Origin of the sequence: Paenibacillus elgii NBRC 100335 (assembly GCF_004000865.1) — a bacterium.
Lineage (GTDB): Bacteria > Bacillota > Bacilli > Paenibacillales > NBRC-103111 > Paenibacillus_G > Paenibacillus_G elgii.
This window is the reverse complement of record NZ_BIMB01000025.1, coordinates 29,976-51,170: the sequence shown is the minus strand read 5'-3', so window position 1 is coordinate 51,170 and position 21,195 is coordinate 29,976. Positions and strand designations below refer to the sequence as shown.

The 21,195-nt window shown below is 54.7% G+C and carries 17 protein-coding genes; 11 read left to right on the top strand and 6 right to left on the bottom strand.

Features of this window, described 5'->3' with window-relative positions:
* Positions 1-81: 81 nt before the first annotated feature.
* Complete coding sequence (locus PEL01S_RS18925; RefSeq protein ID WP_127461403.1) at positions 82-732, top strand: DedA family protein; 651 nt, start codon at positions 82-84, stop codon at positions 730-732.
* 58 nt (positions 733-790) lie between these two features.
* Here the strand turns inward: PEL01S_RS18925 and PEL01S_RS18920 are convergent, their stop codons facing one another.
* Positions 791-2,260 carry an ABC transporter substrate-binding protein gene (locus PEL01S_RS18920; protein WP_063181799.1) on the bottom strand — a complete coding sequence of 490 codons (1,470 nt, stop codon included), beginning with the start codon at positions 2,258-2,260 and terminating at the stop codon, positions 791-793.
* Between the two features lie 472 nt (positions 2,261-2,732).
* Here PEL01S_RS18920 and PEL01S_RS18915 point away from each other — a divergent pair, with 472 nt between their 5' ends.
* Complete coding sequence (locus PEL01S_RS18915; RefSeq protein ID WP_127461402.1) at positions 2,733-4,079, top strand: hypothetical protein; 1,347 nt, start codon at positions 2,733-2,735, stop codon at positions 4,077-4,079.
* Positions 4,080-4,173: 94 nt separating this feature from the next.
* Here the strand turns inward: PEL01S_RS18915 and PEL01S_RS18910 are convergent, their stop codons facing one another.
* A complete protein-coding gene (locus tag PEL01S_RS18910; RefSeq protein WP_127461401.1) occupies positions 4,174-5,601 on the bottom strand; it encodes an ABC transporter substrate-binding protein in 1,428 nt (475 codons plus the stop codon).
* A 306-nt stretch (positions 5,602-5,907) separates the two neighbouring features.
* On the opposite strand from PEL01S_RS18910, the gene PEL01S_RS18905 reads away from it, so the two are divergent.
* A complete protein-coding gene (locus PEL01S_RS18905) occupies positions 5,908-6,897 on the top strand; it encodes a right-handed parallel beta-helix repeat-containing protein (RefSeq protein ID WP_127461400.1) in 990 nt (329 codons plus the stop codon).
* A gap of 445 nt (positions 6,898-7,342) precedes the next feature.
* Here PEL01S_RS18905 and PEL01S_RS18900 read toward each other — a convergent pair whose 3' ends face one another.
* Positions 7,343-9,058 (bottom strand): ABC transporter ATP-binding protein, encoded by a 1,716-nt coding sequence (locus PEL01S_RS18900; protein WP_127461399.1) that lies wholly within the window; start codon positions 9,056-9,058, stop codon positions 7,343-7,345.
* Between the two features lie 229 nt (positions 9,059-9,287).
* On the opposite strand from PEL01S_RS18900, the gene PEL01S_RS18895 reads away from it, so the two are divergent.
* The 7 genes from PEL01S_RS18895 (at position 9,288) to PEL01S_RS18865 (ending at position 14,970) form a co-directional block, all read left to right on the top strand.
* Complete coding sequence (locus PEL01S_RS18895) at positions 9,288-10,046, top strand: IclR family transcriptional regulator (protein WP_127461398.1); 759 nt, start codon at positions 9,288-9,290, stop codon at positions 10,044-10,046.
* A gap of 18 nt (positions 10,047-10,064) precedes the next feature.
* The gene (locus tag PEL01S_RS18890; RefSeq protein ID WP_063181809.1) at positions 10,065-10,838 is read left to right on the top strand and encodes an SDR family NAD(P)-dependent oxidoreductase; all 774 of its coding nucleotides are present in this window, start codon (positions 10,065-10,067) and stop codon (positions 10,836-10,838) included.
* 52 nt (positions 10,839-10,890) lie between these two features.
* Entirely contained in the window at positions 10,891-11,802 is a 912-nt protein-coding gene (locus tag PEL01S_RS18885) for a fumarylacetoacetate hydrolase family protein (protein WP_127461397.1), read from the top strand.
* A 28-nt stretch (positions 11,803-11,830) separates the two neighbouring features.
* A complete protein-coding gene (locus tag PEL01S_RS18880; protein ID WP_127461396.1) occupies positions 11,831-12,145 on the top strand; it encodes a UxaA family hydrolase in 315 nt (104 codons plus the stop codon).
* A 22-nt stretch (positions 12,146-12,167) separates the two neighbouring features.
* Entirely contained in the window at positions 12,168-13,328 is a 1,161-nt protein-coding gene (locus PEL01S_RS18875) for a UxaA family hydrolase (RefSeq protein WP_063181815.1), read from the top strand.
* A gap of 31 nt (positions 13,329-13,359) precedes the next feature.
* Positions 13,360-14,154, top strand: coding sequence for an SDR family NAD(P)-dependent oxidoreductase (locus tag PEL01S_RS18870; protein WP_010492204.1), 795 nt, complete (start codon positions 13,360-13,362; stop codon positions 14,152-14,154).
* A 231-nt stretch (positions 14,155-14,385) separates the two neighbouring features.
* Positions 14,386-14,970: a hypothetical protein gene (locus tag PEL01S_RS18865; protein ID WP_127461395.1), complete on the top strand. Its 585-nt coding sequence runs from the start codon at positions 14,386-14,388 to the stop codon at positions 14,968-14,970.
* Between the two features lie 75 nt (positions 14,971-15,045).
* Here the strand turns inward: PEL01S_RS18865 and nagA are convergent, their stop codons facing one another.
* The 3 genes from nagA to PEL01S_RS18850 are packed head-to-tail and all read right to left on the bottom strand — an operon-like array spanning position 15,046 to position 17,819.
* Positions 15,046-16,230 (bottom strand): N-acetylglucosamine-6-phosphate deacetylase, encoded by a 1,185-nt coding sequence (gene nagA, locus PEL01S_RS18860; RefSeq protein WP_127461394.1) that lies wholly within the window; start codon positions 16,228-16,230, stop codon positions 15,046-15,048.
* Positions 16,227-16,955: a glucosamine-6-phosphate deaminase gene (gene nagB / locus PEL01S_RS18855; protein ID WP_063181823.1), complete on the bottom strand. Its 729-nt coding sequence runs from the start codon at positions 16,953-16,955 to the stop codon at positions 16,227-16,229. The genes nagA and nagB overlap by 4 nt, the downstream gene beginning before the upstream one ends.
* A gap of 3 nt (positions 16,956-16,958) precedes the next feature.
* Entirely contained in the window at positions 16,959-17,819 is an 861-nt protein-coding gene (locus PEL01S_RS18850) for a MurR/RpiR family transcriptional regulator (RefSeq protein ID WP_036681691.1), read from the bottom strand.
* 281 nt (positions 17,820-18,100) lie between these two features.
* On the opposite strand from PEL01S_RS18850, the gene PEL01S_RS18845 reads away from it, so the two are divergent.
* Complete coding sequence (locus PEL01S_RS18845; RefSeq protein ID WP_127461393.1) at positions 18,101-21,193, top strand: RCC1 domain-containing protein; 3,093 nt, start codon at positions 18,101-18,103, stop codon at positions 21,191-21,193.
* Positions 21,194-21,195: the final 2 nt, after the last annotated feature.

The following is a 21,195-nucleotide window of genomic DNA, read 5'->3' as shown; positions in this document are numbered from 1 at the left end:
GCCGTTATTGACAGTCCGTCATCCAGCTATACTTGGAATAGCTGATAGACAGACGGAATTTTGTCGATAAGGAGCCTGATCATGGAATGGATTAGTCAAATGTTTGGACAGTACGGTTACTTCGTTTTATTCTTCGGATTATTCGCCGAATCGCTGGCGCTGCCGTTTCCGGGAGAACTGGCTATGGCCATCGCAGGGCATATGGCTTCCTTGGGCACGTTTCAACTGACATCGATTATCCTCGTGTCCTATCTCGGGGCCATTACCGGCACGGTCGTCACCTATATGCTGGGCCGACGGCTCGGCACCCCGTTTTTTGAAACGTACGGCAAGTACTTCTTCCTTAAGCCGGAGCGTCTCCGTCAATTGACGGAATGGTTCGGGAAATACGGAGACAAGCTCATTCTGGTCAGTTATTTCGTCCCCGGTCTGCGGCATTTTACGGGCTATGTCGCCGGGATTCTCAAGGTCCGCTTCGGCACGCTTCTGCTTTACAACGGGATCGGCGGGATTTTGTGGGTGATGACTTATGTTACGGTAGGCCATATTTTTGGAGCGAAAATCGAGCAACTGCTGCATCTGATTACTCAATACTCCTTCGCGGCGGTCGGCGTTCTAGCTTTGCTTGCGGGGCTGGCGTTGCTCGCGAGGAAGAAAAAAGCGCTGCTGATCCAGTGGCTGCGTGCGAGATACGAGGGGCTGCAGAAATTATTTGTCCGCTCTGCAAAATAAGGAAAAAACAGCGGCGTCCGGGGCTTTGAGTCCCAGACGCCGCTGTTTTGTTTACACTTTAGTTTTTAGCCGGTTCGGCAGGCTTCTGATCTTTGCCTTCCTTCGCATTTTTGGCATCCTGCTCTTGTTTGGCTTTAATATAAGCTTCCTGGCCTTTTTCCTGCATCGTCTTAATCGCGTCGTCCACCGATTTCTTGCCTTCGACCACGGACATGATTTCGGTTCCGGCCAGCTCGTTGAACGGTTGATAAAATCCGAACGGGATTTTGTCAAAGTTTTTGGAAAGGCTGTTCTCGCTCATTTTCAGCATATAGAAGGGCTCCAGACTGCGGCCGTCGCGTTCTTTGACGTAAGTCGTTCGGGAAAGCAGCTCGCCGTTTTCGGATTTAGACTGCAATTTAGCCATTTCCTCGCTGTTGATATACTTGACGAGCTCCCAAGCGGCCCGCGGATTGGACGAGCTCGCATTAACGGCGAACAGTCCGGAAAGGGTAACGGAGTTCGACACTTCCGGATTTTTCGGGTCGACCGGTACGGTGACGATGTCCCAATTGACCGGCGTGACGTCCTTCAGCGTCTCCTTGGCGCGTTGAAGGCTGTTAATCATATAAGAGCCTTCGACCGTCATTGCGACTTTTCCGGTGGCGAACAGATCCTTCCTGGTAATGTCCTCCATCGACATCGGCTTGTTCGGATCGAATTTTTCGTCGCTGCCTCCATACACCGCGCCGGATTTCAATGCTTCCACGGTCGTGAGAAGTGCCTCTTTCCAGCCGTCCGATTGGATCGTGACCGCTCCTTTGTCCGGGTCGACGACGGATAATCCGCCGGTTGATCCGATGCTGCTCATAAATTGAAAAGCAAGCTGCTTCTTCTCCCCGAAAGCATACGATGCGTTCTGGGCATAGCCATAAATCCGATTGTCGCCTTGTCCGTCCTTAGGAAACCGCTTGGCGAGGTCCAGCACTTCGTTCCAGGTCATCTTGTTTTTCGGCAGCGGGACGCCGTGCTTCTCGAATAAATCCTTATTATAAAATAACGCCTGGCCGTAGAAGGAAGGGGTCAGCCCGTAAATATTGCCGTTGCCTTTCGCTTTGATCTGCTCCACGACGCTCGGCAAAATATTTTCGATGTCGAACTTGTCCTGACGAATGACGTCGTCGAGCTGGTACAGCTTGCCGTCATTGGCCCACTTCTCGAACATATCCGGCGATTGGAACATCAGCACGTCCGGCTTCTCTTCGTCGACAAGCTTCTGGAATTCTTCGTTCATATCCTTGCCACTGCCATAAATCCCTTGCATGGAAACGACTTGCACGTCAATATTCGGAAATTTTGCCGAGAACAAGTTGCCGTACTGCTGGAAGAAGTAGCTTTTATCCCAGTATACGACCTTGATGCTCGCTTTCTCGTCTTTGCCAAGCTCCTTAAGTGTCTTGGACGGCTTGGCTCCTCCCCCGGAATTACATCCCGCAATCAGCACGGCTACAGCCAGTCCGGCCGTGAGCCCAATACGACTTCGTTTCATTGTTTCTTCTCCACCTTTTCCGAAAGACGGCATAATTACCTTGCCCCGCCGTCTTTTCCCAATTATTTCTTCATCCCACTAATAGACGGATGAAAGGCGGAAAAGAATTCATTTTTCTTTCTAAAATTTTCTTTATAATTTCTTTACAATTTGTGTTCGGGGTCGATTCGCAGCGCTGGGAGCTCGAAAAATTTAGCTAAAAAAGCCAAACCTATTGCCCGCCAGCATGCAACATTTGGCAGAATGACACGTCAATACCATTTAGATGCGAACTCCAAAGGGGGTTATTTTACTGAAAACGTATTTCTTAACCTTGTCGTCCGCCGTGGTATTTGCCGTCACTCTCTCGATAGCCGGGTGCTCGGAAAAAAGCCCCGTTGAGCAGCCGTCCGCCGTACAAGGAGGTCCGACAACCTCGACGGAAACGCCTTCTACTGCATTGAGCGGCCAGACTTCTTTAGGTGACCAGACGATGAAGAATGACGTACGGATCCGGCTGAAGGATGAGCCTCGGCTGCAAGCTCCCGTCGCGACGGTGGTGTCCCCGACGAAGCAGCAGTTTACGCTGGAATTCGGCGAAGCGATGGATCGGGCCTCGGTGGAAGCCGCCTTGCAGGATCAAGCCAAGCAGTATACGGAGAAGGAGGGAGCCTTCGGGGATGGGATCGTGCCTTCCTTCGATTACCGGTGGGTCAACGATCGGGAGCTGGACTTGACGGTTGGGGAAATTTCACTGCCCGAGCCAACGTTTCATTCTTATCAGCTAAGCGTTTCGGAAGCGAAAACGAAGAGCGGGAGGACGCTTGGCGAAACTCCATCGTTCAAAGGCGTGATAGAGCAGCCGAATCAATTGTGGAAAATGTCCGTAGACGGCAAAAGCTCGGAGCCGCTCACTTCGTTCGATCCGCCTTACGGAATCGAAATGCTGGATGAATCGGGAAAGTTTTTGCTGCTTAGCCGTACGACTCATTATTGCCAATGTGACGCTCCCTTTGAAGGTATTTACACCGTGTACGATGTGAAAGAGAAAAAATTTATCCCGTACTCCAATAAATTGATGGCCCGTTATATGGGTGGCGGGAACTTCGTTGCCGACCGCCGGGGCTTCTTTTACGAGCAACCGGAGCAGGGGACGGAAATTCCGGCGAGCGATACGGCCGTTGCGGTCCGATTGAACGATTACGTGCACGGAGCGAGCTTCAGCAAAGACCGGACCCGGCTGATTATGGCCGTTGGAACAAGAGAGCAGGAACGGGATCTCGACCTGCTTGTTTTCGATCTGAAGTCCGGCAAGGAACAGCGATTGTCCAAGGCTTTGGTCGGCAGAGTGTCTTTTGGTCAGTCCAACGATGCGCGGCTTCCGGTTACCTTTACAGACGACGGGGAGCGCGTATACGTTATGATGGATACGGAGACCGGCCACGAAAAGCGGTACGTGTACACCTGGAAGACCGGGAAGCTCGAGCCTTTAAAACTGCCGCTGCCCGAAGATTCTTGGGGAGGCTTTACCCGGACGACGGACGGAGCGTATCAGTTTTATTACAACGCCGGAATTTATAAAGGCGCCGACAAAATCCCAGGGGATATCCGGGGAGACGGAGACTGGATTAACGGAACTCATCTGCTCCTCAGAACGCAGGAGAGCCCGAATGCACCCAACGATTCGGCTTATAATCGAGACATCGTCGTGTTCGACGCGGACAAACGTGCGGAGCGCAAGATTGCCTCGGGTGTTCGGAACGATACTTCGGTGGTGGGAAGCAGTCCTGACGGAAAGTGGATTTATCTCATTTCCGGCAAGCAGCTTATTCAACCTTAACCTCTGTAAAAAAGGGCGGCGGAGTCCGGGAATTTCCGTGACCCCACCGCCTTGGGATGCCTTCTGTTACAGCCGGTTCGGCAGGCTTCGCTTCTCAGTTTTCCTTCGCATTGTTGGCATCCTGTTCCCGCTTGGCCTTGATATAAATTTCTTGCCCTTTTTCCTGCATGGTTTTGAGCGCTTCGTCCATGAATTTTGTGCCCTCGATAACTGCTAGGATTTCCGTACCGGCCATTTCATTGAAGGGTTGATTAAACCCGAACGGTATGGTGTTCACGCCTTTCATCAGCATGTCTTCATTGGTTTTCAGCATATAGAAAGGCTCCAAACTGCGGCCGTTCCGTTCCTTCACGTAGGCCGTTCGCGAGAACAGCGAGCCGTCTTCGGATTTGGCCTGCAATTTGGCCATCTCGTCGCTGTTAATAAACTTGACGAGCTCCCAGGCGGCTCTTGGATTGGAAGAATCGACGTTAACGGCGAAAAGGTCCGAAAGCGATACGGCGTTGGACACGTCCGGATTTTTGGGATCGACCGGTACGGTGACGATATCCCAATTCACAGGCGGGTCTTCCGGAAGGTTCCTCGCGTTTTGAAGGTTTGGCATGGCGTAGGAGCCGTCCAGCGTCATCGCGACTTTTCCGGCGGCGAACAGGCTCCGGCCATCGTCCATAAGCACCGTTTTATTCGGATCGGGTTTGTTGTCAGTGCCGGTATAGACCGCGCCTGATTTCAAAGCTTCCATCGCAGTTACAAGTGCATTTTTCCAGCCTTCCGATTGAAGCGTAACTGTTCCTCTACCGGCGTCGACGTACGATAAGCCACTGGTCCACCCGATGCTGCTCATCAAGTTTAAGCTGATGCGCTTTTTGTCGAGGAATGCGCCGGAAGAGGCAAATCCGTAAATCCGGTTGTCTCCTTGTCCGTCCTTAGGGAACCGCTTGGCGAGGTCCAGCACCTCGTCCCAGCTCATTTTATTTTTCGGCAGCGGCACGCCGTATTTTTCGAACAAGTCTTTGTTATAGAATAGAGCCTGACTGTAAAAGAACGGGGCCAAGCCGTAGATATTGCCGTTGCCTTTCGCTTTAATCTGCTCGATGACGCTTGGCAAAATGTTCTCCACGTCAAACTTATCCTGTCGAATGACATCGTCAAGCTGGTACAGCTTCCCGTCATTCGCCCATCTCTCAAACAGATCGGACGATTGGAACATAAGCACATCCGGCTTTTCGTCGTCGATGAGCTTTTGGAATTCCTTGTTCATATCCTTGTTGGGGTCGCGGATCATTCCCTGCATGGAAACGACCTGCACGTCAATGTTCGGAAATTTCGCCGAGAACAAGTTGCCGTACTTTTGGAAGAAATAATTTTTGTTCCAGTAGACGACTTTAATGCTGGCTTTCTCGTCTTTACCAAGCTCCTTTAGCGTTTTGGAAGGCTTGTCTCCGGCCCCGCCGGAAGTACAGCCCGTCAGCAGCACAGCCAAAGACAACCCTGCCGTTAAACCTTTACGAATTCTCTTCAATGCTTGTCCACCCTTTTCCAAAGACGGATCGACGACCGTCTTTTCTGATATTTTTGTTTCCAAACCGTATAACGGATAAGGGCCATAGAAAAAGGACAACTTTTCTAAAAAACTTCATCACTCTTTGCAATAACACATCAAATTTCATAAAATTTCCTCAAGACCCAGATATTTTTTTGCACCCGCTGGATGAATTCCGCAAAAATTCCAAGCCAATCTATGGATTCTACAAGCATAAACCAAGGATGTTTGATAATGTCAACGTTGTAACCGTTGTCAAAATAACAGATCAGGAGGCATGATGTGATGAAAAAAAGTTGGCGTTTCCGTTTGTCCTTTCTATCGTCCGTAATACTGCTTGGCTCGGCGTTCCTCTCGGTTCCCGCTTCGTCGAAGGCGGCCTCCGTCACCTGTAGCACGGTCTCGTGCTTAACTAACGCACTGGCCCAAGCTGCACCGGGAGACGTAATTACTTTAGCGGCGGGCGTAACGTTCAACGGCAATTTCGTAGCGGCGGCCAACGGAACCCTAACCGGCAAGATTACGCTGCAAAGCGCCAGCTCCTCGAACAAAGCCGAGCTGAACGGAGGCGGTACGGGGAGCGGCTATACGCTGCACGTGACAGGCGATCATTGGGTGATCAAGGATCTGAAAATTACGAACGCCAAAAAAGGGATCATGCTTGACCATGCGAATTACACGCTGATTGATGGGGCCGAGGTGTACCAGATCGGGGAAGAGGGCGTTCATTACCGGGACGGCAGCTCCTACAATACGATTCGGAATTCGTATCTTCACGATATCGGCACCGTAAACCCATCGTTCGGAGAAGCGATTTACGTCGGGTCCGACAAAGGAAAGTGGGGCACCTTCAACGCGGCGACCAACCACAACACGATTGCGAACAACACCATAGGACCGAATGTCGCCGCCGAGCATATCGACATTAAGGAAGGCTCTACGGGGACGCTTGTCGAGAACAACACGTTCAACGGTACCGGCATGAGCGGCGCCAACGCTGCGGACAGCTTCATCGATGTGAAAGGGAACAACGACGTGATCCGAGGCAACATCGGCTACCGCAACGGCAACAGTAACATCAAGGATGGGTTTCAGATTCATCAGCGGGCGGCTGGCTGGGGGCAAAACGCCTCTTTCACGAACAATACGGTCTATTTGGACAACACGACCGCTTATATCGTTAACGCTGCCAGCGGAACGACCGCCAGCGCCTCCGGTAATACCCGCTACCCGGCCGGAAACATGTACACCGGCAGCGTCACGGGCGGAAAGTAGACGGAACATCCGTCTCCGTCGGGCTTGCCTTAAGCGTCATGCCGTTGACTCGCTAAAGTCAGCCAAAAGCATTTAATTATTACTTTAAAAACACGAAAAGAACCGTCTGCGCTTTAGCGTGGACGGTTCTCGGTCTGTTGAGAAAGTGGTCATTATAAAATAGAGATACATACGAAGGTGGGGTATCTACTGGAGGAGCGACAGCGTTCGCCTTTGTCTGCGGGAAATATCCGCTGCTAAGCGGCTTCCAATAAAGATTTCCTGCAGACCCGGGGTCCCCACAAAGTACTCGGACTAAGCTTCCCTGATTCAACTTCACTTTGTGGGGTGGAGCAGCGACCGGAAGTAGATACCCCACCCCCTCGTACACCTCTATTCTCACAATTGACCTCTTTCTCAAGCTCCGTCTGAGCGTTTACGTGGACGGTTCTTTTCGTTTCGCTTCCTACGATCCGAACTGCGCCTGATGCAGCCGACTGTACACGCCTCCCGAAGCCACCAGCTCGTCATGGTGCCCCTGCTCGGAAACCCCGTCCTCGGTAACGACGACAATCCGATCGGCGCTGCGGATCGTGGCGAGCCGGTGGGCGATGACGAGCGTCGTGCGACCGGCGGACAGCTCGGCGAGCGACTGCTGGATGGCCGCTTCCGTCTCGGTGTCGAGCGCCGAGGTCGCTTCGTCGAGAATAAGGATTGGCGGATTTTTGAGGAACATCCGCGCAATGGCGAGCCGCTGCTTTTGACCGCCGGACAGCTTCACGCCGCGTTCGCCGACGGGCGTCTGCAGGCCAAGCGGCAGCGAGCGGATGAACTCTTCCAGCTTCGCCCGGCGGGCGGCGTCCCAGATTTCGGCGTCCGTCGCGTGCAGCTTGCCGTAAGCGATATTGTCGCGCAGCGTGCCGGAGAACAGAAACACGTCCTGCTGTACGATGCCGATATGCTGCCGGAGCGACGAAAGCTTCATTTTCCGGATGTCGAGGCCGTCGATGGCAATGCTGCCGGATTCGATTTCGTAGAAGCGGGGCAGCAGGCTGCACAGCGTCGTTTTGCCCGCGCCGGACGGTCCGACGAAGGCGACGGTTTCCCCGGCCCGAATCGAGAGATCGATATTTTTCAGCACCTTGGCATGATCTTCGTATCCGAACGTCACCTTCTCGAAGCGGATATCCCCGCGCACCCGGTCGACCTTGACGGCATCCGGAGCATCGGCGACGTCCGGCTCCGTATCCATAATTTCGATGAAACGTTTGAATCCGGCCATCCCTTTCGGATAGCTTTCCAGAAACGCGTTGATCTTCTCGATCGGCTTGAAGAAAATATTGATCAGCAGCAAAAAGCCGACGAACTCCCCGTAAGACAGCTCTCCTTGAACGACGAACCAAGCGCCGCAGATCAGCACGAACAGCGAAATCAGCCGCATCAGCAGGTACATGCCGGAGGAGCTGACCGCGATGATTTTATAGGAGCGGAGCTTCGCCTCCCGGAAATTGCTATTGCTCGTCATGAACTTGCCCATCTCGTGCTCCTCGTTCGTGAACGTCTGCACAACGCGGATGCCGGTTACGCTGTCCTCCACCTGCGCGTTCACATCGGCGATGTCCGAGAACATCCGCTTGGCGGCCTTGACCAGCTTCATATTGCAAACGACCACGAGCCAAATGAGCAGAGGAACGATCAGGAAGGTGAGACAGGCCAGCTTCCAGTTGATGAACAGCATCATCGTGAACGCCCCGCAGAGCGTCATGATCGCAATAAACACGTCCTCCGGGCCGTGGTGGGCCATTTCGCCGATTTCGAACAAATCGTTCGTCATACGCGACATGAGATGGCCCGTTTTGTTGTTGTCGAAGAAGCGGAACGACAGCTTCTGGATATGGCCGAACAGCTGCCGGCGCATGTCGAATTCGATGTTGATGCCGAGCCTGTGGCCCCAATACGTAACGATATATTGCAGCCCCGTGCTGGCAAAATACAGCACAAGGAGGCCGACGCACGCTGCGACGATCAAGCCCCAATCCTTGCCGGGCAGCAGCTTGTCAACGATCAGCTTGACCGCCAGCGGAAAGCAGAGCTCCAGCAGCGCAGCCAGCACGGCGCAGGAGAAGTCGAGCAAGAACAGCTTTTTATAAGGTACATAATAGCTGAAAAAACGGCGGATCATCTCTTCACGCTCCAAGAATAATCTTTCTGTGACTTCGATATATTTACGTGACATTATATAGTCGGACCGGCACCGGCACAAGAGAAAAAAACATTATAAACGCTTTCATCCCCCCGTCCGAAGGGCCAAATTCCGATTGACACCTTCGAAAGCGCGGTGGTACTATAAAAGTGTTAATTATATAAAACCTTGGTTTATTATACAAAACCAACTTCATTTTGGAGGAAGCATGGACAAGAAATATTGGGTACCTGCTCTCGAAAAATCCAACCTTGTGCTCCAAGCGATCTCGGAGCAGCCCTCCAGCCTGAAATTGATCGATCTGTCGAAGCGGCTCGGGATCAACAAAAGCTCGATGTTTTCCCTGCTGGCCACGATGGAAGCGCTGGACTGGGTCGTACGGGAGGATGACGCAACGTATTCGCTCGGGTCCAAGCTGGGCTACATTGGAAACGCTTTTTTCAAGCAATTCAGCTTGATCGACCGGTTCCGCAAGGAAGCCTCTGTCACCAAGCACGTCATCAAAGAGACGATTCAACTGGCGAAGCTGGAACGGAACGAGGTGCTTTATTTGGCGAAGGAGGAGATGCCTTCCCCGGTGCGCTTGTCATCGGAGCCCGGCATCAAATTTCCCGCTCACGCGACGGCGCTGGGCAAGGCGATGCTGGCATGGGTCGCCGAGACCGAGTTCGGAGCGCTGTACGCTTCGGAAACGCTCGATCCGTGCTTGACGCCGCACACGCTGCAGAAGCGCTCCGATCTGAGTCGCCAGCTTGAGGACGTGCGGTCGAACGGCTATGCGTGCGACTTGCAGGAAGCGGTCATGGGCTTCTGCTGTGTAGCGGCCCCGGTTCGTTCCGGCGACGGGAAAGTCGTCGCGGCGATCAGTTGCTCCATGTTCCAGCATGAATGGGAGGCGAAGCGCGAGCTGGCCCGCCAGGAAATTTGCGCGCTTGCCGAGAGGCTGTCGCAATATCAAACCACTTAACCGAAGGATGTGAACCCTGTGAGATTGCACAATAAGGTAACGCTCATTACCGGGTCTGGCTCGGGCATCGGGAAAAGCACAGCGCAGCTGTTCGCCCGCGAAGGCGCGACGGTCATCGTCAACGATTTGGCGGAGGATAAGGGGCAGGAGACGGTAGAGGAAATACGCCAGGCCGGCGGAAACGCACTGTTCGTGCAAGCCGATGTGACGAATCCCGAGTCCGTCCAAGCGCTGGTGGATACCGTCATCGCCAAGTACGGCCGGATCGATGTGCTGTTTAACAATGCCGGCATCAGCGGCGTGGGAGCGATCCACGAAGTGGAGCCTGAGGCGTGGGACCGCGTCATCACGGTCAATATTCGCGGCACATTCCTGCCGTGCAAGTACGTTCTGCCGCATATGATGCAGCGCAAAGAAGGCTCGATCATTAATATGTCCTCCTGCATTGCTGAAATCGGGCTGGCGCGCAGGGCATCGTATTCCGCAACCAAAGGAGCCGTGCTGGCGCTGACCAAATCGATGCAGGTCGATTACGCTCCATACAACATCCGCGTAAACGCGCTGCTGCCGGGCACGATCCTGACGCCGTTCGTGGAAAACTATTTGCGGAACTCCTACGACAATCCGGAGGAAGCTTACGAATCACTGAAAAAACGTCAGCTGAGCGGCGATCTGGGACGCCCGGACGACGTGGCCAAAGCGGCGCTGTTCCTCGCTTCGGACGAATCGAAATTTATGATGGGCTCCCCGCTGTATATCGATGGGGGCGTCGTTTTCGGAAAGAACGCGTAACGCATCGCTTTAAGACTAGGCCCTACAATAAGCCAAGGAGGCATATTCGAATATGAAACTGCTTACTTTTATCGAGGACGGACAGGAACGGCTCGGCGTCAAGACAGACCGCGGCGTTGTACATATCTCCAAAGCGCTCGCAGCGGTCTCTTCCGGAAACGCAGACGTGCCGCAGACGGTACACGAAGTCATCGAAGGCGGACCTTTCGCGGTTACGGCGCTGCAAGCTTACGTGGACCAGGCGCTGGCGTCCGGCGGCAGCGAGGCGTATGTGCTGGACGAAGCCGGGCTCACTTACGGCCCGTGCGTTCCACATCCGAACAAAATCATCTGCGTCGGGCTGAACTACCGCAAGCATGCGGAAGAAACGAACGCGCCGATTCCGCAGTATCCGATCCTGTTTAACAAATTCAACAATACGCTGACGGGTCACGGACAGGATGTACCGCTGCCGGTCAGCGTAACGAGCAAGGTGGATTACGAGGCGGAGCTGGTCATCGTGATCGGCAAAAAAGCCAAGTACGTCTCCAAAGAAGCGGCGCTGGATCACGTGTTCGGCTACTGCAACGTGAACGATTTGTCCGCTCGCGACCTGCAGATGCGCACCCAGCAATGGCTGCTTGGCAAGTCGTGCGACGGCTTCAGCCCGCTCGGGCCTTATCTGGTGACAGCCGATGAAGTCGGCGATCCGAACAACCTTGCCATCCGCTGCATCGTAAACGGCGAGGTACGCCAGAACTCCAACACGTCGGACATGATATTCCATTGCGACGAAATCGTCAGCTACATTTCGCAGCATATGACGCTGGTGCCGGGCGATATCATTTTGACGGGTACCCCGGAGGGTGTCGTGCTCGGATATCCGGAGGAGAAGCAGGTTTACCTGAAAGACGGCGATGTCGTCACGATCGAGATCGAGAAGCTGGGCTCGCTGACAAACCGCATGGTTAACGAGCAGGCGTAACGGCAGCGGACAAAAGGAGGAACGACGGATGGCAGGACCGATTATTGCAGGCGCGGACGCGCTCGTGATGGACCCTCGCGACCATGTGGCGACGGCGATCAACGATTTGAAGCAGGGACAGCGGATCACCTTCCGGGTGCAGGAGGAAGTTCAGGAATTAACGCTGCTGAACGACGTTCCGTTCGGACATAAACTGGCGATTCAGGATATCCCGGCCGGGACGGATATACGTAAGTACGGCGAAGTGATCGGACGGACGACCACCCAGATCCTTGCAGGGCAGCATGTTCACGTGCATAACGTCGAAGGCATCCGCGGTCGCGGAGATCAGGCGAAAGCGTGAAGCGAAGGGAGAACGAATACTCATGAATCACATGATGGGCTATAGAAGACCGAACGGCGATGTGGGCATCCGCAATCATTTGCTGATTATCCCAACCGTCATTTGCGCCAACCAAGTGTGCACCCGGATCAACCAGATGGTTCCGGACACGGTAGCGATTCCCCACCAGCACGGCTGCAGCCAGATCGGCGCGGACAAAGACCGCACCTTCGACGTGCTGGCGGGAACCGGCCGCAATCCGAACGTCGGCGGCGTCATCATCATCAGCCTCGGCTGCGAAGTCGTCGATCCGCATGCGCTGGCCGACGCGATCCGTCCGACAGGCAAGCTGGTTGAAGTGTTCGACATTCAATCGGTCGGCGGTTCCGTGAAAGCGATCCAGCACGGGGTAGAGATCGCCCGGAAAATGCGCGCCCAGCTCGACGAAATGAAGCCCGAGCCGGTACCTTTCAGCGAGCTGATCATCGGGGTGAAGTGCGGCGGCTCAGACGCGACCTCGGGGCTCGCTTCCAATCCGGCGCTCGGCGCGGCAGCCGATTCGCTCATTCAGCAGGGCGGCGGTGTCGTGATCGGGGAAACGACGGAAATTATCGGCGCCGAGCATGTGCTTGCTTCGCGCTGCGCCGCACCGGACATTTCGGAGAAGCTTTATCATATCGTCGACCGCTTCGAGAAGGAAGTCGAGCGGATGGGTGCCGACATGCGAGGCGGTAACCCGAGCCCAGGCAATATTGCCGGAGGACTGACGACGATCGAAGAAAAATCGCTCGGCTGCATCAGCAAATGCGGCACCGCGCCGATCAAAGGCGTTATCGAGTATGCCGAGGACATTCCGAAGCACGGGCTTTATTTTATGGATTCGCCGGGCAACGACATCGAATGCGTCTCCGGGATGGCGGCGGGCGGCGCGCATCTGGTCTGCTTTACGACGGGGCGCGGGACGCCTACAGGAGCCGCCGTCATTCCGGTCATCAAAATTACCGGCAATAAACGGATGTTCGAGAAAATGTCGGACAACATGGACGTCGACGTCAGCGATATGCTGGAGGGTACACTCAGCCTGGAGGCGGCAGGTCAGGTCGTCTGGGAAGAAATTCAAGCGGTCGCCAGCGGCAAACTGACGAAGGCTGAAATTTTGGGCCATACCGAATTCAGCATCAACCGGATCGGACCGAGCTTATAAGCTTACCATACAATGAAGGGGGCATGGATTCATGGGAAGATTGGCAGGACGGGTTGCGCTCGTTACAGGGGCCAGCCGGGGCATTGGTGAAGCGATTGCCATTCGTTTGGCGGAGGAAGGCGCTCATGTTGCCATTAACTTCACTTCCGAGCGTTCGCGCCCGTTGGCAGAGAACGTGAAGAAGCAGGCGGAAGCGCACGGCGTCAAAGCGATGGTGGTTCAAGCCGACGTAGGCAGCAAGCAGCAGGTGGAAGACATGTTCCGGCAGGTGCAGGAGCAATTGGGCGATGTGGAAATTCTCGTTAACAACGCCGGGATCGCGCCGTTCGAACCGTTCTTGAAATGTACGGAGGAGACGTGGGACCGGACATATAATACAAACGTCAAATCGATTTTCCTCTGTTCGCAGTTGGCGGCGAAGTCGATGATCGAAAAGCGCTACGGCAAAATCGTCAACGTCTTGTCGACCGCCAGCCTTGTCGTCACGAGCCCGGTCATTCCGCATTACCAATCGTCTAAAGCGGCGGCGAACATGCTGACGAAGGGGATGGCGATCGAGCTTGGCAAGTACAACATCAACGTCAATGCGGTCGGCCCGAGCACGGTCGATACCGACATGTGCACGGACTATTTGGCTGACGATGCGATCCGGGCCAAAGAAATCGAAGCGAATCCGATGAAACGTCTCGGCACCGCCCGCCAGATCGGGGATGCGGTGGTGTTCCTGGCCTCCGAGGAAGCGATGCAGGTCAACGGTCATCTGCTGATGGTCGACGGGGGGCTGACCGTCAAAGCGGCCCAGCCGGAAGATCATATGGAGCATTAATAGCAGCAAGCATCGAGCCCTCCGCAAGCCGGGGGGCTTTTTGGCACACCATACCCTTTGAATATCCCCATGAGCAGCACAGCTAACGAGTCTCCGCATATCCTAATAAATGTTTAAATATTACACAAAACGACACCAATCGACATCGAATCTAATAATCTCCTAATATTTAACTGAAACTTTCATAATTATTCGGAGCTATAGTAGAGGTATCAAGCGGAGGTGATTGGTATGAAAGACATGCAGCTGCTTCATCAGGGGAAAGTTTACCAGGGGCGAGTGTCCTATGAAGGTTCGGATTTAATGGAGGTTTCCTGCACGGAGCCGTCCTCCTTTACAGGCGGGGAATCCGTCATCTGCTTTGATTTTCAGAAGAGAGTACAAATGCGCGTGCTGCAGGTTTCCAAATCCAAGCTGATTCTCGTGCCGGCGGATTCGGAAATTTTCAATATACAAGCGAGACCGGATGCCGTACTGGACGACATGTACCGCGACGAAAACCTGGCGTTTCCCAGCTTCAAGCTGAACACGTACGGCACGCTGATCGACGATTTCCGTACGATGGCGGTTCGTTTTTGCCGGATCAGCCGTCTCGGGTTCGGATTTGAAATTAACGACTTCTCCGTCAAAATGAACCATGTCTATGACACGATGATCATGTGCGACGAAGAAACGATTCATCCGAAAGTCGTGGTCCGGTATGCCCATATTCAAGAAAAAACGATTCGCTACGGCGCCGAAATTTACAGCATTTCGGCCAAAGACTTGAGCAAGCTCCGCTTCTACATCGTGACGCAGCAGTTTATGGCGCAATAAGCGATCTTCCTAAAAAAACAATCCGGCTGCTTCCGTTCGAGAAAAACGGAAACAAGCCGGTTTTTTGTCGCGCGATTATTGGGGCAATTCTCTTCCTTGGACCCAGACGCGTTCGAGGTCAAGCTCCGGCGTGACGAGCAGCAGATCCGCCTGCTTGCCGGTTTCGATGCTGCCGGTTTCCTCCAGCAGTCCGAGCTGCTTCGCCGGGTTCCAACTGGCCATCCGGCTGGCTTCCTCGACGCTGACTCCGACCGTGCTGACTACAAAGCGGAAGGCGCCCATCATCGTCAGCGTGCTGCCTGCGAGGCTGTCGCCGTCGCGAAGCCTTGCGACGCCGTCCTTGACCACGACGGCAAGTCCGCCGAGTTCAAAATCGCCGTCCCCGAGACCCGCGGCGGACATGGCGTCCGTGATCAGCAGCAGATTGTCGCTGCGTTTCGTTTGGGTCAGCAGCCGGATGCAGGCCAGATGAACGTGGTGTCCGTCGGCGATGACCTCGGCGCAGATCTTATCCTCGGTCAGCACGGCGCCGACGACGCCGGGCTCGCGGTGGTGCAGCCCTTTCATGGCGTTGAACGTATGCACGGCATGGCTCAGCCCATGCTTGACCGCTTCGCCGATCTGCGCATAGGTCGAGTCCGTATGGCCGCAGGCGACAACGACGCCTTGTCCGGCAAGGAACGCAATGACCGGCAGGGCTCCTTCGGTTTCCGGAGCCAGCGTAACGAGGCGAATCAAGCCCGGATAGCGGCTGGTCCATTCCTTTACCCAATCGAGCTTCGGCGTGACGATAAAGTTCGGATTTTGCGCGCCAGGCCATTTCGGACTGATGAACGGTCCTTCCAGATGTACGCCGGCCAATTGCGCGTACGGCATCCCTTTTTCCCGGTACGCCTTGACGCTCTCCAGCACTTGGCCGATCGCTTCGGGGGAGCCGGTTACCGTGGTCGCCAGCATCGTGGTGGTACCGTGGCTGGAGTGAAAGCGGGTAATATTTTCAAGCGATTCGATCGTTCCGTCCATGAAGTCGCTGCCGTAGCCGCCATGCACATGTACGTCGATGAAGCCGGGCAGCAGCCAGCTTCCGCGGGCGTCGATTTTCGTGCCGGCCGCTTCGGCCAGCGCTTCATTCAGCTCGGCCATCGAGCCAAGCGCTTCAATTTTACCGTCCTTGACCGCTGCATACCCGGCAGGAATCACCGAATCCGGCGTGACGACTTTGGCGTTAACGATCAGGGTGTCCCATGCTTCGCGACTCATTTTAGCAAACCTCCTGCTTCGGAATCCAACAATACGACGACGTGCGGATGCGTCTGCAGCAGCGAGGCCGGGCAATCCGTCGTGATCGGGCCTTGTAGCGCCCGCTGTACGATTTCCGCCTTATCCGCGCCGCGGACGACGAGCAAAATCATTTTCGCTTTCAGAATCGTGCCGACTCCCATCGTCAGGGCGTGCGTCGGCACCTGCTCCGGCTTATCGAAAAACCGCGCGTTCGCCGAGCGGGTCGATTCTTTCAGCTCCACGAGATGCGTGCCGCCCTCGAGCGTGGCGTCCGGCTCGTTGAAGCCGATGTGGCCGTTATGGCCCAGACCGAGCAGTTGCAGGTCGATCTGCCCGTGCTCCTCCAGCAGGCTGTCGTAGCGGGTACATTCCGCCTGCAGATCCGGTGCGATTCCGCTTGGAATATGGCATTGCTGCGGGGGAATGTCGACGAGACCGAGCAGGTGCTCCTGCATGAATGTATAGTAACTGGCCGGATGCCCCGGCTCGAGACCGACGTATTCGTCAAGATTGAACGCCGTCGCTTTGGAGAAGCTGACCAGCCCTTGCCGATGCGACTCGACAAGCTCCCGGTAAATGCCGATCGGCGTGCTGCCTGTCGCAAGACCGAGCACGGCTCTCGGATTCGTTTGCAGCAGTCCGGTAATGATGCCGGCACCGGCTTTGTTCAATTCTTCTTGTGTACGGAAAGTTAAAATGTTCATGGCTCATCTCCCTTTTTCTTTGCGGTATTTTTTCACTTCTTGAAACGATTGCTCCAGAAGCGGAACATAATCGTCAAAGTGCAGGCTGAGCAGCGCGGTAAACAAAATGTCCACCACGTGCAGCTGTGCGATCCGCGAAGCCATATCGCCGCGGCGCATCCCTTCCTCCAGCGAGGAAGCGTACAGCCGGATATCCGCAAGCTGCGAAATCCGGTTGGCCCCGAACTTGGTCAGCGAAATCGTCGTGGCTCCCCGCTCCTTGGCGCATAAGAGCGCGTCAAGCGTTTCGGGAGTTTCGCCGGAATAGGAGAAAGCGAACGCCACATCCCCTTCGCCGAGACTCGTTGCCGACGTAATCTGCATGTGGGAATCCGACCAATGCTGCGCCATTTTGCCGATGCGCACCAGCTTTTGCTGGCAATCGTACGCGACCATCCCTGATGTCGCCATCCCGTAAAGATCAATACGCCGGGCATCGTGCAGCGCATCCACGGCCCGCTGGACCTCCGTGAGGTCGAGCTGCCGCGTCGTATCCGAGATTGAGCGCAGATGGTTCGTTTCAATCGCCTGGGCGATGCTGTGAAGCGTGTTGCCTGCGACAATGTCCTGGTAGGAAGGCTTCGCCGGAACAGGCTGGACGAGCTCGGCGGACAGCTTCATGCGAAAATCCCCATAGCCCTTGAATAGCAGGCTGCGGCAAAAACGGGACACCGTCGCGGTGCTCGTTCCCGAACGTCCGGCTAGCTCCGTAATGCTCAAATGAACGGCCTCATGGGCATGCTCCAAAATAAATTGCGCGAGAATTTGTTCCTTCGGATTCATCTGGTGCTGCTGTTCCCGTAAGGCTTGCAGAATACCGGACATCAGATCACCTGTTTTGCAAAGATTTTGTAAATCATTTTCTTCATACTGATAAAAATGATGAAAAATATTTTCTTATTCATCATAGCCAATATGACTAGTTTTCGCAACTGTTTTCGGCCTAAAGCGGCATGATTTTGAGACTTTCGAACTCTTGCGGATCGGGGCGCCGATTTCTAAAATTATGACAATATTCACTCACAGGGGCAGTAAAATAAGGTAAAATAAAGTAATAGCCTCATAGAGCAATCCCTGTGATTGTGTGCAGAAGGAGTGAAGTATAAGTGGATTTGGTCGACCGGGTCGACGTTTCAGGTTTTTATTCTCGTGCAAGCTTCAAAAGAAAAGGAATGCTTTGGATTCTCACAATCATCGTCAGCCTCAGTCTGCTGCTGCCGCTTCCGGGACGCAGTCAGGCGTATGGTCAGGATGGGGCGAATACGATGTTCGTTTCCGTATCTTCCTCTTATTCGCATACCGTTGCCGTACGGGAGGACGGAACCGTATGGACATGGGGGGCGAACGATTTCGGGCAGCTCGGATACGATACCGGCGGGGCCGACCAGCCGTACCCGCGGCAGGTTCCGGGGATCGCGAATGCCTCGGCGGCCGCTGCCGGCGGCAACCCGACGGAGGGCGCCAGAAGCGCATTTACGCTGGTGCTGACAAGTGAAGACGGGGTCAAAAGAGTGAAGGCCTGGGGAAGCAACAACAAGTATCAGCTTGGCGACGGGACGACGAATGGAAGAACCGCTCCCGGGAACGTCAAGCTTGGCGCGGGCTATGACCTGGACGCGGAACCTGCAGCGGCCGTGGCCGCCGGTTATGATCACGCTGCCCTGCTATTCGGCGACGGAAAAGTAGTGGCGTGGGGCGACAATACCTACGGACAATTAGGCAGCGGAGATCAGGCGCCAAGCGGCTTTCCGGTTTTTGTGAAAAACAAGGAGGGCACAGGAGATCTCGCGGAGATGAAAGAGATCGCTTTAGGCGCTTACCACAGCTTGGCCCGGTCGACAGACAAAACCGTGCTGGCCTGGGGTCGCAACAACAAAGGACAGCTCGGTGACAACACGACGACCGACAAGCGCTTGCCGGTAGAGGTCGTCCGGTCGGAAACGTTAGGCGACAGGCTGACGAACATTTACGGCATTTCGGCGGGGAACGAGCACTCAGTCGCCAAGGGAGACGGGCAGAGCGTCTATGTTTGGGGCAGCAACGAATATGGGCAGCTGGGACTCGGCCCGACTTTAGGCCATCGAAGCTATGCCAGCCGCATGACGATGGAAACCGGCAATCCGATCGGAGACGCGCGGGGCGCGGCGGCAGGCGGCGATCATACGCTGCTCATTCGCGGGGACGGAGAGATCACTCCTCGCACGTTGTACGTTACCGGGCTTAACGATTTCGGGCAGGTCGGCCGTCCCGACCGTTCCAACGCTGCCTTTCCGATTGCGGTTCCGCTGCCGGGGACCGAAAGTTCCGGAACGGGAGCGGGTCCGGGTTCGGACTTATACTTCGGAGAGCAAGTCGACGGCATTGTCGGCGGAGCGAAAACCACCTATATCCTCTCAAGCGGGAACAAGCTGTATGGTTTGGGGGATAACCGCCATGGTCAGCTCGGAACGGGGAGAACGATTGCTCCGGAATACAGCGCCGCTCCAATCGAAATCGATTTATCTCCTGTCAAGTCGTTGACGGCAACGAACGGAATTCCCGTTCAAAAAGTAGCGAACCATGAAGGTACGGGAGCTTATAGCCTTCGTCTTCCGCGCGAAACGAATGCTGTGGCCCTCGATATGGTGCTGAGCCATTCTGGGATGAATGTCGAAAAAGTTTCAGCGGGCTCCTCCGGCGCAACCGCGTCTTTTGCCGGAAACCGGCTTTCGATTGGGCAATTGCCTGTGGGACAAAGCAGGATTACATTCGAGGTGGCCGATTCGGTTACCGGGACCAAGGCTCCTTTTGAAATTATGATTGTGAGGCAGCCTGCCGCAGGCGACTCCTTAACGTTGTTATCCGTTGGCGATGTTGTTTCCTACGCCGGAAAGCAATGGTTGATGGTGGACCCTGCGAGCCGGACCCTGGTCTCGAAGCCGGGGACACAGGTCGCCAGCCTATATTGGAATAATGCCTATAAAAGCAATATATTTAATGCCGACAATCCGGCTTATCGCTTCGATCCGGCCGTGGAAGGCTCCGTCGGAAAGTATTTGAACCAGGATTTTTACAGCAGCCTGGGCGAAACGAAGCGATGGATCGCTACTTCGCCGTTCGATATCAAGACTTATGACTTTGTGAACGGTCAACTGGTGGAAAAGGGTTCGTTTACCGTCAACGCGAATGTCGGACTTCTGACTAAAGATCAGTTTGCCAAATTATCAGGACTCATAGATCCTAAGCTGCTTTCCGGTCACTGGCTGATCAATCCGCTGAACGATATGCAAGCGAACAAAGCGTATCCGCTGCTTGTAGGCGCCGAGGGCAAGGCGTGGTTCGATAACCGGGATCAGGAGGACAACGGCACGCGTGCGGTTCTGCCGGTGATCGCGCTGAAGGAAGGAGTCGTGCTGGCTGGCGGATCGGGTACGGACAGACAGCCGTATGAAATCACCTTGAATGAGATGAGTATTTCGTACGCCAACGCCCCCTTGTCCTACAAACCGGAAACCCGGACGTACTCGCTAAGCGTGCCCGGGAATGTAACTCAGGTGCAGCTTGGCGTTACGCTGTACGATCCGAATGCGACTTTCTATGTCCCGTCCACAGTGACCGGGGTAACCTATGATGTCTACGGGCGGACGATTACGGTATCGGATCTGATGGAGAACCGGACGAGATTGTTTTCCGTTGTCGCGAAAATCGGGAGCGGCTTTACAAGCAGCTTCGAAGTGGAGGTCACCCGGCAATCCGGCCCATCCGGCAACACGGCTCTTCGTTCTGTGACCTACAATTCGGCTCCGCTTGTCATGGTCGCGGCTGATCAATATTTGTTAACCGTAGGTCCCGAGACGGACGCTGTAAGCTTGCAGATCGTTCCGGACGATCCGAATGCGCAGCTTGCGCTCAAAAATCAGCAAGCCAACGTCGAATGGAGCGGCGGCATGCTGCATGCAAAATCGCTCATTTTGGGACAAAGGCTACCTGTCGAGCTGCAAGTGACGGCTGTGAACGGAAATACGGCACTATACACCATCTTTATTGACCGGGTAAGACCTCCTTTGCCGGTCGTCAGCGATTTGGATTCGGCGATGAAAGCGATCCGCGCTCAAACGGACGTTACCGGAGATGGACAGTTCGACCGGGACGATGTGCTCTTTATTTTGAAGATGATTCATCCTGTTTACATGAAAGAGCCGAATTCGTTCGCTCCTTAAAC